This is a genomic window from Vibrio mediterranei, from assembly GCF_013364395.1.
GTDB lineage: Bacteria > Pseudomonadota > Gammaproteobacteria > Enterobacterales > Vibrionaceae > Vibrio > Vibrio mediterranei.
In genome coordinates this window covers 100539-115583 of sequence record NZ_JABXGK010000006.1, presented here as the reverse complement: position 1 = coordinate 115583, position 15045 = coordinate 100539, and the positions used below count along the sequence as shown (strand labels likewise).

Genomic DNA, 15045 nt, shown 5'->3' with positions numbered 1-15045 from the left:
TTCGTATAAGGAGGTGATCCAGCCCCAGGTTCCCCTAGGGCTACCTTGTTACGACTTCACCCCAGTCATGAACCACAAAGTGGTGAGCGTCCTCCCGAAGGTTAAACTACCCACTTCTTTTGCAGCCCACTCCCATGGTGTGACGGGCGGTGTGTACAAGGCCCGGGAACGTATTCACCGTAGCATTCTGATCTACGATTACTAGCGATTCCGACTTCATGGAGTCGAGTTGCAGACTCCAATCCGGACTACGACGCACTTTTTGGGATTCGCTCACTTTCGCAAGTTGGCTGCCCTCTGTATGCGCCATTGTAGCACGTGTGTAGCCCTACTCGTAAGGGCCATGATGACTTGACGTCGTCCCCACCTTCCTCCGGTTTATCACCGGCAGTCTCCCTGGAGTTCCCGACATTACTCGCTGGCAAACAAGGATAAGGGTTGCGCTCGTTGCGGGACTTAACCCAACATTTCACAACACGAGCTGACGACAGCCATGCAGCACCTGTCTCAGAGCTCCCGAAGGCACACCTGCGTCTCCGCTGGCTTCTCTGGATGTCAAGAGTAGGTAAGGTTCTTCGCGTTGCATCGAATTAAACCACATGCTCCACCGCTTGTGCGGGCCCCCGTCAATTCATTTGAGTTTTAATCTTGCGACCGTACTCCCCAGGCGGTCTACTTAACGCGTTAGCTCCGAAAGCCACGGCTCAAGGCCACAACCTCCAAGTAGACATCGTTTACGGCGTGGACTACCAGGGTATCTAATCCTGTTTGCTCCCCACGCTTTCGCATCTGAGTGTCAGTATCTGTCCAGGGGGCCGCCTTCGCCACCGGTATTCCTTCAGATCTCTACGCATTTCACCGCTACACCTGAAATTCTACCCCCCTCTACAGTACTCTAGTCCGCCAGTTTCAAATGCAGTTCCGAGGTTGAGCCCCGGGCTTTCACATCTGACTTAACGAACCACCTGCATGCGCTTTACGCCCAGTAATTCCGATTAACGCTCGCACCCTCCGTATTACCGCGGCTGCTGGCACGGAGTTAGCCGGTGCTTCTTCTGCAGCTAACGTCAAACGAGCACGCTATTAACGTACCCGCCTTCCTCACTGCTGAAAGTGCTTTACAACCCGAAGGCCTTCTTCACACACGCGGCATGGCTGCATCAGGCTTGCGCCCATTGTGCAATATTCCCCACTGCTGCCTCCCGTAGGAGTCTGGACCGTGTCTCAGTTCCAGTGTGGCTGATCATCCTCTCAGACCAGCTAGGGATCGTCGCCTTGGTGAGCCATTACCTCACCAACTAGCTAATCCCACCTGGGCATATCCTGACGCGAGAGGCCCGAAGGTCCCCCTCTTTGGCCCGAAGGCATTATGCGGTATTAGCCATCGTTTCCAATGGTTATCCCCCACATCAGGGCAATTTCCCAGGCATTACTCACCCGTCCGCCGCTCGACGCCGTTAACGTCACCCGAAGGGTCAGTTAACTCGTTTCCGCTCGACTTGCATGTGTTAGGCCTGCCGCCAGCGTTCAATCTGAGCCATGATCAAACTCTTCAATTTAAGATTTTGTTCGGCTCAATGAATACTGAACATTACATAAGTAATGTTTGAATTGACTGTGCTGAATCTTTCGATTCAATGGTCACTTCGTTTCATTGAAACCTAATTTGATACCGAAGTATCTAATTTGATTATCATCAACGAGTGCCCACACAGATTGATAGGTTTATATTGTTAAAGAGCTTGTTTTGAGCTTTGCTCAAAACGGACGGCCATTTTAGCGAGATAAGTTGTCGTGTCAACCACTTTTTTCAACTTATTTTGCTAAGCTTCTTAGAAGCTTGAGGCCTTCTGACTGGGTGCGAACTTTCGTCTGCGTTCCCGTGTCAGCGAGGGGGCATTATAGAGATCGAAATCTTCTTGGCAACCCTTTTTTTGAAGTTTTTCGCATTTTTTTATCGTTCGATTAAAAACAGCTCAAAACGACGCAAAAATCGACATTTTCTTATTATAGCTGAGCAAATTTATCCGCAAACAAGCTGACTTTATCCCAGTTAGTGTATTCCACTTCCTTTGAAGTATCTGTTTCTCCGCCGGTCATCGTCATAATCAGTTTAATCATAAAGCGGTCAAAAGGATTATAACGTGGGTAATACAATGCGCCGGCAAACACACCTATTAACTCCGGTTGCCAAGGTGACTTTTTCAAGAACGTCTTTATATAAGCACTGCCTTCCGGCGTATCTTTTCCTTGTTCTTCTTTTCTTGCGGTCAGATTGACGCAAAAGAATGCGGCTTTCATTGACGCTAACTTTGCACTGTTGGCATTTAAAAACTGATAGAGTTTCTTATTTAAATGACCATATCGGATTGATGCCCCGATAAGCACTTTATCGAACTCATCAAGATTAATGTTCATGTCTTGGTGTAGATTGACGATAGTGGCGGCATCATCACCTAATTGCTCAGCAATACGCGTAATGATTTTTGTCGTTTGTCCTTCACGAGAAGAATAGAGATAGAGAACTTTTTCCACGATGTTTCCTTTACCTTAATAAGCAGGCTGGTTAACTACGCCAAAATGCAGGAGTTAATAGAATAAGAAGGGTAAACACTTCAAGTCGGCCAAATAGCATCGAAACGATGAGCACCCACTTAGCGCTATCATTGACTTCACCAAAGTGGACAGCTACTTCTCCAAGACCTGGACCGAGGTTGTTCAACGTAGCCGCAACTGCGGAGAACGCACTAAGCTCATCCATACCAGTAGCAATTAACGCTAACATACAGACCACAAACACCAGTGCGTAAGCCGAGAAAAATCCCCATACGGCGTCTACTACACGCTGAGACAGTGCTGTCCCACCCACTTTGATGGTATATACCGCTCTTGGGTGTACAAGACGTTTCATCTCACGAGCACCTTGCAGAGTAAGTAATAAAATACGAATTACCTTCATACCACCACCCGTTGAGCCTGCACATCCACCAATAAAAGAAGAGAACAGTAGCAACACGGGTAAAAACAATGGCCATTCCGAGAATCCAGTAGTGGTAAAGCCCGCCGTCGTCGAAATAGATACTGACTGGAACAGTGCCTGATCAAACGCATCGTATACCGAGTTATAGGAGTGATGCTTCAATAAAATAAGGAAGCAGATCAGGAATAACACCACCTGTATAAAGATGAAGGCTCTAAACTCGGGATCTTTCCAATAATACTTCGGATGTACGCCACCTGAAGCAAATGCAGCAAAGTGCAAAGAGTAATTACAGGCCGATATAAGCAGGAATACCACGGTAATCATATTAATAGCATGACTATCAAAGTAGCCCATGCTCGCATCATGAGTGGAGAAACCACCAATCGCAATGGTTGAGAAACTATGGGCTATCGCATCAAACGGTGTCATACCTGCTACCCAAAATGCCGCTGCACAAGCGATAGTCAAGCTTAAGTAGATGTACCAAAGCGCCTTTGCTGTCTCAGCAATTCGAGGCGTCATTTTGCTGTCTTTCACCGGACCAGGGATTTCGGCCCGATATAACTGCATACCACCAATGCCTAGCACCGGTAAAATAGCGACGGCGAGTACAATAATCCCCATGCCCCCAAACCACTGGAGTAATTGACGATAAAACAATATCGCTTTAGGTAGCTCATCTAAACCAACAATAACCGTCGCACCGGTAGTGGTTAAGGCGGAGAATGATTCAAAGAATGCATCGGTTATCGATACATTAGGGAAATCGGATATAAGGAACGGTAAGGCGCCGGCGCTGCCGATTACTGTCCAAAACAAAACCACAATAAGGAAGCCATCACGAGCTTTGAGCTCGTGTTTGTGGCGTCGGTTGGGAAACCAGAAAAAGCCACCACAAACTAATAAGACAAAAAAGGTCGTAACAAAAGGTACACCCGCACCATCACGATAGATGAGCGCGACAAGAGCTGGCGCAAGCATTGACACACTGAACAGCGCTAAAAGAAGCCCGACAATGCGGATTATGGATCGAAATTGCATATATGTTGAATGAAGCTACGCTTCGTTACGTCCTAGTTGTGTTCTACTGGAGAAACCATTGCCTTGGCTCCACTTTTATTAATTATGCTTTGCGTGAGTGCATCAACCTTATTCACCTCAACTTCTACAATAAGAATAACCTTATCGCTATAGTGAGATTCCACTTCTACTGCAGAACACTTACTAAGTTCAGACTGAGCCGTGGCTACAAATGCATAGTCTAACTCTAGTCGTAATTGTGTGGTGATTTTTTTTTCTATTGTTTGAATTAGCTTAAGTGCTTGTTGAACTCCTCCACCATAAGCTTTCACTAATCCGCCTGTTCCTAGCTTGATTCCACCAGAATAACGGGTAACAACAGCCGCCAATTCTCCAATCCCGGAACCGCTTAACTGTGCCAAAATAGGCTTTCCTGCTGTGCCAGATGGTTCACCATCATCACTAAAGCCCCACATCATTGAATTTTCTGGACGACCGGCTACAAAGCCCCAACAGTTATGTCTGGCACTACTGTGTTCTTTCTTCACATCATCGATAAACGCTTTGGCACTTTCGATACTTGGTGTATGGGCAATTTGTGTGATGAAGACACTCTTTTTGATTTCTTCTTCAAAAATCACAGAGTGCTCTGGTATCAAGTATGCAGTTGAGTTCATTAGGATTTATGAGATCTGTAGCCTAAAAAGGGTATTCTATCACGGGTGAATAGGATTGACTCCAAGATTGGACCACGGTCATAATGTTAAACAGTTGTTTAAAAAATGTATTGAAATTAAATTCAATGCGGTTCAATATTAGACAACTGGTCTAACCAGAAGCAAAAACAATAACTACCGCTTTCGCACAATCACGGATTGTCTGTCACGGAGAATGACAATGATTTACCAATCTGAAACCCTACAGGTAAAGGAAGTACACAACGGCATCGCCGAACTGTGTTTTAGCTCTCCCCAGTCGGTCAATAAACTTGATCTGGCTACTCTTGAAGCCCTAGACAAAGCACTTGATGCTCTTGCAGCATGGAATGATTTAAAGGGTCTAATCCTCACTACAGATAAAAGCGCATTTATCGTTGGCGCCGATATCACGGAATTCTTGGGATTGTTTGCCAAACCAAAAGCAGAACTCAAAGAGTGGCTTGGTTTTGCAAATAGCATCTTCAACAAGTTAGAAGATCTACCCGTTCCGACACTTTCAGCCCTAAAAGGTCACACGCTTGGTGGCGGTTGTGAGTGTGTATTAGCAACAGATTTTAGAATTGGTGACAAAACCACCAGCATCGGCCTTCCAGAGACAAAACTTGGCATTATGCCTGGCTTTGGCGGCACTGTGCGTCTACCACGCCTCATTGGTGCCGATAGCGCAATGGAAATCATCACACAAGGTAAAGCATGTCGCTCAGGTGAAGCGTTAAAGCTTGGTTTACTCGACGCAATCGTCGAAACCGATGCACTGTATGAATCTGCACTTAACACGATTCAATTAGCCATCAATGAGAAAATCGATTGGAAAGCACGCCGCCAAGCGAAAGTGTCTCCACTGACACTGAGCAAGCTTGAAGCGATGATGAGCTTCACTATGGCTAAAGGTCTTGTTGCTCAAAAAGCAGGCCCACATTATCCAGCACCAATGGCTGCAGTAAAAGCCATTGAAGAAGCAGCTCGCTCTGGCCGAGATCAGGCTCTTGATATTGAAGCAAATTACTTTATTCAACTAGCTGGCTCTGATGTAGCCAATGCACTAGTTGGTATCTTCCTTAACGACCAATACATTAAAGGTCTTGCTAAGAAAGCCGCGAAGTCAGGTAAAGACACCGAACGTGCTGCCGTGCTAGGTGCTGGCATCATGGGTGGCGGTATTGCTTATCAGTCTGCGCTTAAAGGCGTACCCGTAATCATGAAAGATATTGCTCAGGCTTCTTTAGAGCTTGGCATGACTGAAGCATCCAAACTGCTGAACAAACGCTTGCAACGTGGTCGTATTGATGGCTTTAAGATGGCTGGCGTATTGGCAGCTATCACTCCAAGCCTTCATTACGCTGGCATCGAACAGAGCGATGTGATCGTCGAGGCTGTCGTTGAGAATCCAAAGATCAAGGCGTCGGTATTGAGCGAAGTCGAAGGATTGGTCGGTGAGAATACTGTCATTGCATCGAATACGTCGACCATTCCTATTAATTTACTTGCGAAGTCACTCAAGCGCCCAGAAAACTTCTGTGGTATGCACTTCTTTAATCCAGTGCACCGTATGCCATTGGTCGAAATCATCCGTGGTGAGCACACGTCAGAAGAAACCATTAATCGTGTTGTGGCTTACGCAGCAAAAATGGGTAAATCGCCAATCGTCGTTAATGATTGCCCAGGGTTCTTTGTTAACCGCGTACTCTTCCCTTACTTTGGCGGCTTTAGTCAGCTATTAAGTGATGGTGCTGACTTTATTCAGATTGATAAAGTCATGGAGCGCAAGTTTGGTTGGCCTATGGGGCCTGCTTATCTTCTCGATGTTGTTGGTATCGATACCGCTCACCACGCTCAAGCTGTCATGGCGGAAGGTTTCCCTGAGCGTATGGCGAAAGAAGAGCGCGATGCAATCGATGTTCTCTTTAGTAACACTCGCTACGGTCAGAAGAATGGCTCTGGCTTCTACGCGTACACTACAGACAAGCGTGGTCGACCGAAGAAAGCACCAAGTGAAGACATCACTAGCTTACTAGAACCGGTTTGCAAACCAAGCCAAGCGTTCGACGACGACACCATCATTCAACGTATGATGATTCCAATGATCAACGAAGTAGCACTGTGTCTTGAAGAGGGCATCATTGCAACACCACAAGAAGCCGACATGGCTCTAGTATATGGATTGGGCTTCCCTCCATTCCGCGGTGGTGTATTCCGTTACCTAGATAGCATTGGTATCGATAACTACGTAGCAATGGCGAAACAATATGAGTCATTGGGTGCAATGTACAAAGTCCCTCAGTCGCTAGTAGACATGGCAAGCTCTGGTAAGCGCTTCTATGAACTGCAGCAAACTGGCTCACTGTAATTACCCATTGGAAGAGGAATATCAAAATGAAAAATGTTGTCGTTGTTGATTGTCTTCGCACACCGATGGGTCGTTCCAAAGGTGGTGCATTTAGACATCAACGTGCTGAAGATCTATCAGCGCATCTTATGAAAGGAATTTTGGCTCGCAACCCACAAGTCAAACCTGAAGAAATTGAAGATATCTATTGGGGCTGTGTGCAGCAAACATTAGAGCAAGGCTTTAACGTGGCACGTAATGCAGCATTGCTCGCGGGTTTACCTATTGAAATTGGTGCGGTTACCGTTAACCGTTTGTGTGGTTCATCAATGCAAGCTCTGCATGACGCGGCACGCTCTATCATGGTAGGCGATGCGGAAATCTGTCTTATCGGTGGTGTAGAACACATGGGTCATGTCCCAATGACTCATGGCGTTGACTTTCATCCACAGTTGTCAAAGAACGTTGCCAAAGCAGCAGGCATGATGGGTTTAACAGCTGAGATGCTAGGTAAACTCCATGGAATTAGCCGCGAACAACAAGATGAGTTTGCTGCCCGCAGTCACCAACGTGCACAAGCCGCAACCCTAGAAGGACGCTTCAAAAACGAAATTCTACCAACAGAAGGTCACGCAGAAGATGGCTCTCTCTTCACTTTAGATTACGATGAAGTTATTCGTCCGGAAACTAACGTGGAAGGTCTATCTAAGCTACGTCCTGTATTTGACCCTGCCAACGGCACTGTCACCGCCGGCACGTCATCTGCGCTATCTGATGGTGCTTCTGCCATGTTGATAATGAGTGAAGATAAAGCTAACGAGCTAGGTTTACCTATTCGTGCAAAAATCCGCTCAATGGCCATTGCTGGTTGCGATCCTTCTATTATGGGTTATGGTCCAGTACCTGCGACTCAAAAAGCACTGAAGCGTGCAGGTTTGACGATGGATGATATTGATATTGTTGAACTTAATGAAGCATTTGCTGCTCAATCACTGCCATGTGCGAAGGATCTGGGTCTATTAGATGTGGTTGACGAAAAAGTAAACCTTAACGGTGGTGCTATCGCGCTTGGACACCCATTGGGCTGCTCAGGCTCTCGTATTTCCACCACGCTTATCAATATTATGGAAAGCAAAGATGCCAAGATCGGTCTAGCGACCATGTGTATTGGTTTGGGTCAAGGCATTGCAACCATATTCGAACGTCCATAACCCCATCTGAATGTAAAAACAGCTCCGCTTGCGGAGCTGTTTTTATTTATGCATAAAATGCATACATCAAATGTTCAAGTTTCATTTTTTTTTTACCTATTTGTCGCCTACACTTTGCAGCAGATAACACGTCAACTCATTGGAGACAACCATGTTCAAAGCACTGTTACTTAACCAAGAAGATAAAAAAACAATCGCTACTATTTCTCAAGTAGATGAGTCTCAGCTTCCAGAAGGTAATGTAAAAATAGATGTAAAATATTCATCTTTGAACTACAAAGATGGGTTGGCGATTACAGGTAAAGGCAAAATTATTCGCAATTTCCCAATGGTACCGGGTATAGATCTTTCTGGCGTAGTGTCTCAATCTGATGACCCTCGTTATAAGGAAGGCGACGAAGTGGTTCTCACTGGCTGGGGGGTCGGTGAGAATCACTGGGGTGGCATGGCAGAGAAAGCAAGTCTAAACGGTGATTGGTTGGTGCCAATGCCTGCTGGCCTAGATGCAGAAAAGGTCATGGCTATCGGTACTGCTGGCTTCACGGCTATGCTTTGCGTGCAAGCGATTGTTGATGCTGGCATCAAACCAGAAGATGGTGAAGTACTGGTAACCGGCGCAAGTGGTGGTGTCGGTAGTGTATCAGTAACGCTACTAAACCAACTCGGCTACAAAGTCGCAGCAGTCACAGGCCGTGCTTCAGAAAATGGTGAATTACTCACTTCTCTTGGCGCTTCTCGTATTGTTGAACGTAGTGAACTTGAAGAACCAGCTAAGCCACTTGAGCGTCAAGTTTGGGCTGCAGCGGTTGACACTGTAGGTAGCAAACTTCTCGCGAAAGTATTGGCTCAAATGAACTATAACGGTGTGGTCGCAGCATGTGGTCTGGCAGGTGGTTTTGATTTGCCAACAACCGTTATGCCATTCATTCTACGTAATGTCCGCCTACAGGGTATTGACTCAGTAATGTGCCCTCGCGAGAAACGTATCAAAGCATGGGAACAATTGGCAACTTTACTTCCAGAATCATACTACGCACAAGCGAATAAAACAGTGGCGTTGGAAGAAGCGATTCAAGCAGCAGAAGATATCACTAATGGCGCTATCACTGGCCGTGTGACAATTAAGATCTAATCTTAGCTAACATATATTATTGAAAAGGCTCTCATGATGAGAGCCTTTTGTATTTAATACGCATTAGTACCGAGTATTTGCTTATCATTAGCAGGGCTTGGATTACCGTACTCTCCATTATGATTATGAAAAGCTTCTTTCGTCGACTTAATATCACCATCAAAGCGTGGATCCTGTGGTCGTTCATGGCTGTCCATAAACAACGCGATATCCCAAGCTTGCTGATCTGTTAATGTTCCACCTTGCCCCAAAGGCATGTTGTGTTTTATGAACGTAGCAGCAGTATTTACTCGATGCATTCCTGCTCCCCAGTTAAAACTATCCGGCCCCCAAAGTGCAGGAAAGACATAACGTCCACCCACCTGTCGTCCTTGTCCGTTTTCACCATGGCATACAGAACATTCTTTTTGATAAGCTTTTTCACCACGCTTGTAACTAGGTACCTTCACAGGTTTCTCTAGTTTTCCAAATCCTCTTCCAGGCAACTTGTTATCAACAGAGACCCCAAACGACAACCAATAAGAGTAAGCATTAAGGTCCAATATTTCCTGACTTAATACCTCTGGGGGTTGACCATCTTTTGCGTTCATAGAATAAAGAAAACAACCTTGCAATCGATCTTCAAACGTATTTACTCGTTTATTTTTAGAACGATAGGCAGGGTAAGACACAAACGCAGCCCACATAGGTGCCGCATTGGCTACACTCCCCCCTCCAAGATGGCAATTGGTGCAGTTCATACCATTATTCACTCTTCCCGTCGGTTTCAATTGCTGGGTATTCATAAACAATGAATATCCACGCTTTATCGACTCCCCCAATTCACCCTTTGGTAAGTTATCCCAATGAGATACTTGATGAAGGGTTTCACCTTCGTTCAACGTTCTACCAGGCTCTATGGGGTGAAGCTCTTTATATTGATCAGCAAAGGCAACGAAAGTAAAACCAGCAAGCAAAGCGATTAGATAGTGAGTTTTCATAAAGAACCTCCTTGCGATGAGAAGTATTCCGCAACAGCTTCGATTTCTTCTTCACTGAGTGCTTTAGAAATAGTTACCATCGTCCCTAACAAACCCGGAGGGCGTTGATCATTTTTCCAAGCGTTGAGTTGATTGATTAAATAGTCTTTATTTTGCCCCATAAGCATAGGAAAACTTGGTGCAACCCCCACCCCATTAGGTCCGTGGCAACTGACACAAGCTGGTACATTGCTATTCCATTTACCACTGTATGCGATTCGTTCACCCAATGGCATATCAGCAGGCCACTTATCACCTCGCCATTGCAAGGTTTCAGGAGTATCAACGGGAATGGAGGCATAGAAATCAGCAGCGAGTACCAGCTGATCATCTGCAACGTCGTGAACGATAGGTTCCATAAAGCTGCTAGTTCGATGACCAGATTTAAACGCAAGGACTTGAGCCTCTAAGTAGGTTTTAGGCTGCCCTCGAAGGTTAGGGATGGTGTTTTCTCTACCAACACCATCAGAACCATGGCAGTCGATACACGCCTCCATAATGTTATTGGCGAGAGCAGTATGAGTAAGGCTTATAGCAGCTAGCCCGACGATAATCCTTTTAATATTCATTGCTCATTCCTTTGTTGTTTTTAAGTCAAACTAGGATAAAGATTAGTGAATACAAGGAAATGAAGGTATCAATTCAACCGACTGCTAGCCTAACCCTACATCTTCGATTCTTTTAGTAATCAATTTGCCACATTCTTGTTTCAACACTTTGCGCAACCATTGCTGGGACTCAGAAGTATCGCAGCGTGAGTGCCAAATCAACGAATAATCAAATGGTGTGAACGTAAATGGCAATGGCTTAATTACTAAGTCATATCGCTCTGCAACCAAATACGCTAAATCGGCAGGAACGGTAATAATAAGAGGCATGGAATCAACAATCGCCAATGCCGCTTCAAGGTGATAAGCCCGTAACACCATTCTTCTTGGATTCTGATTAACCAATGCAGCATCAAGTAATGATTTTACGCCATCGCTTATCGCAATCATGGCGTGTGGCGCATTAATATAGTCTTCGAGTAATAGTGGCTTTTCCGCAAGAGGATGCTGTTTAGACACTAAACATGAAACCCCTACAGGCCCTAATATATCTTGATGCAAAGGTGAGACAGAACCTGATGGTCGACAGATAGCCATATCTACCTTATCGGTACTCAGCTGCTTAAAAAGGCTCTCGTGTTGCAGTGGGGCAAACTCTAGCGAAATGTTAGGCGCCTGCTGATACACCATAGGTAAGGCATAAGGAAGTATGGTCTGCATAGCGTAGTCAGTAGTAGCGATAAGAAAACGCTCATTGCAGTAATATGGATTGAACTCACTCGGTGTTAACAGTTGGCGGAATGATTCTAACGGCGCATCAATTTGTTTGCAGATCTCCAATGCTTTACTGGTAGGAATGATCCGTTGCCCTTGACGGGTAAACAGAGGATCGCCCAGTAAATCTCTGAGCCGACCTAAAACACGACTGGTCGCTGACTGGCTAAGGTTCAAGCGCACAGCTGCTTGACTAACACTGCCTTCTTCGACCAACACTTTTAACGCAACCAACAAATTCAAGTCACGACGATAGATTTCTTCGAGTTCCATAAACACTTCCTAACGGGTTCTTTTATAGTGTACACCGAGCCCGAATATCTTTACCTAGCGCCAGATAAAAAAAATCCCGCCTTTGACAGCGGGGAAGCCCAAGAAAATGGGGATAGTGTCGGAATGTCGTATAGTGTTGGAAATCTAAATTAGCCAGATGTTTATAAAATGTTAACTTTCTTGTTCTTCTGAAACATCTTGCCAGCGTCTCATCTCAATCCAAATCCCTAGGATTGAGGCGCTTAATCCAATTAAAGGAACAAAGCTCGGCTCTGCTGAAGTCTTTAATACCAGGGCACAGAACGCAATAAAGCAAAGCACTGAATAAATCGTCAATCTATCTAAAGCGGTTAACATAGCTACTCCTTTGCTTCTTTGTTACCAACTTGTTAAATAAAGTTAAAACAAAAAAATCCATTTGCCAAGAGTTATTGCATATTTTTTCTTCATAAGTAGAATTTGAGCTGTTTTTTATAGATCAGAGCACACCATGACAATCAATACAGACCTAGCAACGCAAACATTAGAAGCAGAAGGCTTGCGCTGTCCAGAGCCAGTGATGATGGTCAGGAAGACAATTCGTAAAATGGAACAAGGAGAAGTGTTGTTAGTGAAAGCTGACGATCCTTCTACTACGAGAGACATCCCAAGCTTTTGTCGTTTTATGGATCACCAATTACTTGGCTCGCAGACAGAATCTATACCTTACCTTTACTTAATCAAGAAAGGTCTCTAAAGAATCAAAAAAGGCTGCATCATGCAGCCTTTTTACTATTCATCATATTCAAGCGTTCGGACTTCCGATTGCAACTGCTTAATCTGCTTTTGCATCGCACGTATTTCATTGTGCATGGGAATGAGGTGTTGCACCCTAATCCACGACTCTACAGAGAGTCCAGCCATCACAATGGCACCGACAACCATAGGTGTCCACATGTCGGTGAGCACCATTCCAAGAACCGTTAAAACAAAACCGAACGTAAATAAAGAACTCTGACTTTTCGCGGTCATTCCTGTGTAACGTGTAAGCATAGTATTGCCCTCTCGCTAGGATCCACATGATTAAAGTAGCATGACAATTGTGACACTAATATGTCACTCATCACGAAATTCACTAGATTCGTGCCAGAGTTTGATCTTGGATAAATCACAGTTAGCTAGTTGATATTGTTATTAAAAAATAGCCGCACCAATTGCTAATAATACAAACAGAATGGCGGTAACCCGGCGAATCCAATCTAATGGCAATTTATCCGCTGACAACTTTCCTATCAGTACTACCGGAACATTCGCCAACAACATACCAATAGTGGTTCCTAGAACCACCAGCATTAAAGCATCGGCATACTGCGCCCCTAATATTGATGTCGCAATTTGAGTTTTGTCACCAATCTCTGCGATAAAAAACGCAATGAAACTGGCCACAAATGGTCCTTTGTTGGAGATACTTTCCTCTTCATCCAGTTTATCGGGAATCAGTACCCATCCGGCCATGGCTACAAAACTTACGACAACAACCCACTTCAGAACTTGAGGCGAAAGGTAATCGGCGACGACAACTCCTAACCAAGCAGCAAGTGCATGGTTGGCTATCGTTGCCAGAAAAATGGCTGCAATAATGGGAATAGGTTTACGGTAACGACTGGCTAACAGCAATGAGAGAAGTTGGGTTTTATCCCCAATCTCAGCTAAGGCGACAGTAGTAATTGAAATAGCTAAAACGCTCACGACATGCTCTAAGGGGCAGGGATTATAGTTTTTAACCTATAGATAAACCTCGCACCCCACCCCGGTTCACGATGTTTATCTAAGGTCTTGCTAAACTTGTTGGCACAAGTCTCGAACGCCATGGTGATTTTGCACCAATTATGTTGACGAACGAATTCTGACTCTTGCTAGAGTCCGAATAAGCTACTCCCCAAAGATGGCGGTATTGTAATCACACTAACCATCAAATTCAACAATAACACTGTCCCTTAAGCCGCAGTTGAGCGAGAAATGCAAAAAACTGACCTTTTTTCGCATAATGACGATTAATTAACCACTTTTACCCCTACTCCCCCAAGGAATTACTGGGTATACTTGATCGTTATTTTTACCTTTTTCAGATAAAGAATCGCGCGAATTGACTATGCAAAAATACGATATCAAAACCTTCCAGGGAATGATCCTCGCGCTGCAGGATTATTGGGCACAAAATGGCTGTACCATTGTACAACCTCTAGATATGGAAGTAGGTGCGGGCACCTCTCACCCAATGACATGTTTGCGCGCACTTGGCCCTGAGCCAATGTCGACAGCTTATGTCCAACCATCTCGTCGTCCGACTGACGGCCGCTATGGTGAAAACCCGAACCGACTACAGCACTACTATCAATTTCAGGTAGCGCTAAAGCCATCTCCAGACAACATTCAGGAGTTATATCTAGGCTCACTAGAAGTACTTGGTATCGACCCACTAGTGCATGACATTCGCTTCGTAGAAGACAACTGGGAAAACCCGACACTCGGTGCTTGGGGTCTTGGTTGGGAAGTATGGCTAAACGGTATGGAAGTCACTCAGTTTACTTACTTCCAGCAAGTGGGTGGTCTTGAGTGTAAGCCAGTAACCGGCGAGATCACTTATGGTATCGAGCGCCTTGCTATGTATATCCAAGAAGTAGACTCTGTTTACGACCTAGTTTGGAACATTGCACCAGACGGAAGCAAAGTGACTTATGGTGATATCTTCCACCAAAACGAAGTTGAGCAATCTACATACAACTTCGAGCACGCTGACGTAGACTTCCTATTCTCATATTTCGATCAATGTGAGAAAGAAACTAAAGAGCTACTGGAACTAGAGAAACCTCTTCCTCTTCCAGCTTACGAGCGCATTCTAAAAGCCGCTCACGCGTTCAACTTGCTTGATGCTCGCAAAGCTATCTCTGTAACAGAGCGCCAACGTTACATTCTTCGCATCCGCAACCTGACTAAGTCAGTAGCAGAAGCATACTACGCATCACGTGAAGCACTTGGCTTCCCAATGTGTAAGAAATAA

At 45.1% G+C, this 15045-nt stretch carries 14 protein-coding genes, 1 rRNA gene and 1 riboswitch; of the genes, 5 read left to right on the top strand and 10 right to left on the bottom strand.

The window, feature by feature from the left end; genetic code table 11:
• Positions 1-6 precede the first annotated feature (6 nt).
• The 4 genes from HOP38_RS16475 to HOP38_RS16460 all read right to left on the bottom strand — a co-directional run bounded on the left by HOP38_RS16475 (position 7) and on the right by HOP38_RS16460 (position 4680).
• A 16S ribosomal RNA gene (locus tag HOP38_RS16475) occupies positions 7-1559 on the bottom strand.
• A gap of 448 nt (positions 1560-2007) precedes the next feature.
• Entirely contained in the window at positions 2008-2538 is a 531-nt protein-coding gene (hemG, locus tag HOP38_RS16470) for a menaquinone-dependent protoporphyrinogen IX dehydrogenase (protein WP_373682918.1), read from the bottom strand.
• Positions 2539-2566: 28 nt separating this feature from the next.
• Positions 2567-4024: a TrkH family potassium uptake protein gene (locus HOP38_RS16465; protein WP_006075112.1), complete on the bottom strand. Its 1458-nt coding sequence runs from the start codon at positions 4022-4024 to the stop codon at positions 2567-2569.
• Positions 4025-4056: 32 nt separating this feature from the next.
• Positions 4057-4680: a YigZ family protein gene (locus tag HOP38_RS16460; protein WP_006075111.1), complete on the bottom strand. Its 624-nt coding sequence runs from the start codon at positions 4678-4680 to the stop codon at positions 4057-4059.
• A 220-nt stretch (positions 4681-4900) separates the two neighbouring features.
• Between HOP38_RS16460 and fadB the strand changes: the two genes are divergently transcribed.
• The 3 genes from fadB to acuI all read left to right on the top strand — a co-directional run bounded on the left by fadB (position 4901) and on the right by acuI (position 9391).
• Entirely contained in the window at positions 4901-7069 is a 2169-nt protein-coding gene (gene fadB / locus HOP38_RS16455; RefSeq protein ID WP_198558517.1) for a fatty acid oxidation complex subunit alpha FadB, read from the top strand.
• Between the two features lie 26 nt (positions 7070-7095).
• Positions 7096-8259, top strand: a complete 1164-nt coding sequence (gene fadA / locus HOP38_RS16450) for an acetyl-CoA C-acyltransferase FadA (RefSeq protein WP_124940471.1) — start codon at positions 7096-7098, stop codon at positions 8257-8259.
• Positions 8260-8410: 151 nt separating this feature from the next.
• Complete coding sequence (acuI, locus tag HOP38_RS16445) at positions 8411-9391, top strand: acrylyl-CoA reductase (NADPH) (protein ID WP_198558516.1); 981 nt, start codon at positions 8411-8413, stop codon at positions 9389-9391.
• Positions 9392-9444: 53 nt separating this feature from the next.
• Here the strand turns inward: acuI and HOP38_RS16440 are convergent, their stop codons facing one another.
• The 4 genes from HOP38_RS16440 to HOP38_RS16425 all read right to left on the bottom strand — a co-directional run bounded on the left by HOP38_RS16440 (position 9445) and on the right by HOP38_RS16425 (position 12362).
• A complete protein-coding gene (locus tag HOP38_RS16440; protein WP_198558515.1) occupies positions 9445-10371 on the bottom strand; it encodes a c-type cytochrome in 927 nt (308 codons plus the stop codon).
• Positions 10368-10979, bottom strand: a complete 612-nt coding sequence (locus tag HOP38_RS16435) for a c-type cytochrome (RefSeq protein WP_198558514.1) — start codon at positions 10977-10979, stop codon at positions 10368-10370. Before HOP38_RS16435 ends, HOP38_RS16440 begins: the two co-directional genes overlap by 4 nt.
• Before the next feature lie 84 nt (positions 10980-11063).
• Positions 11064-12005 carry a LysR family transcriptional regulator gene (locus HOP38_RS16430; RefSeq protein ID WP_006075105.1) on the bottom strand — a complete coding sequence of 314 codons (942 nt, stop codon included), beginning with the start codon at positions 12003-12005 and terminating at the stop codon, positions 11064-11066.
• 171 nt (positions 12006-12176) lie between these two features.
• Entirely contained in the window at positions 12177-12362 is a 186-nt protein-coding gene (locus tag HOP38_RS16425) for a hypothetical protein (protein WP_006075104.1), read from the bottom strand.
• Between the two features lie 133 nt (positions 12363-12495).
• Here HOP38_RS16425 and tusA point away from each other — a divergent pair, with 133 nt between their 5' ends.
• The gene (gene tusA / locus HOP38_RS16420; RefSeq protein ID WP_198558513.1) at positions 12496-12741 is read left to right on the top strand and encodes a sulfurtransferase TusA; all 246 of its coding nucleotides are present in this window, start codon (positions 12496-12498) and stop codon (positions 12739-12741) included.
• Between the two features lie 35 nt (positions 12742-12776).
• Here the strand turns inward: tusA and HOP38_RS16415 are convergent, their stop codons facing one another.
• Both HOP38_RS16415 and HOP38_RS16410 read right to left on the bottom strand, forming a co-directional pair.
• Positions 12777-13037, bottom strand: coding sequence for a hypothetical protein (locus tag HOP38_RS16415; RefSeq protein WP_006075102.1), 261 nt, complete (start codon positions 13035-13037; stop codon positions 12777-12779).
• 141 nt (positions 13038-13178) lie between these two features.
• Positions 13179-13733 carry a TMEM165/GDT1 family protein gene (locus tag HOP38_RS16410; protein ID WP_006075101.1) on the bottom strand — a complete coding sequence of 185 codons (555 nt, stop codon included), beginning with the start codon at positions 13731-13733 and terminating at the stop codon, positions 13179-13181.
• 92 nt (positions 13734-13825) lie between these two features.
• Positions 13826-13937, bottom strand: a riboswitch (yybP-ykoY riboswitch).
• Between the two features lie 199 nt (positions 13938-14136).
• Here HOP38_RS16410 and glyQ point away from each other — a divergent pair.
• Positions 14137-15045, top strand: a complete 909-nt coding sequence (gene glyQ, locus HOP38_RS16405) for a glycine--tRNA ligase subunit alpha (protein ID WP_006075100.1) — start codon at positions 14137-14139, stop codon at positions 15043-15045.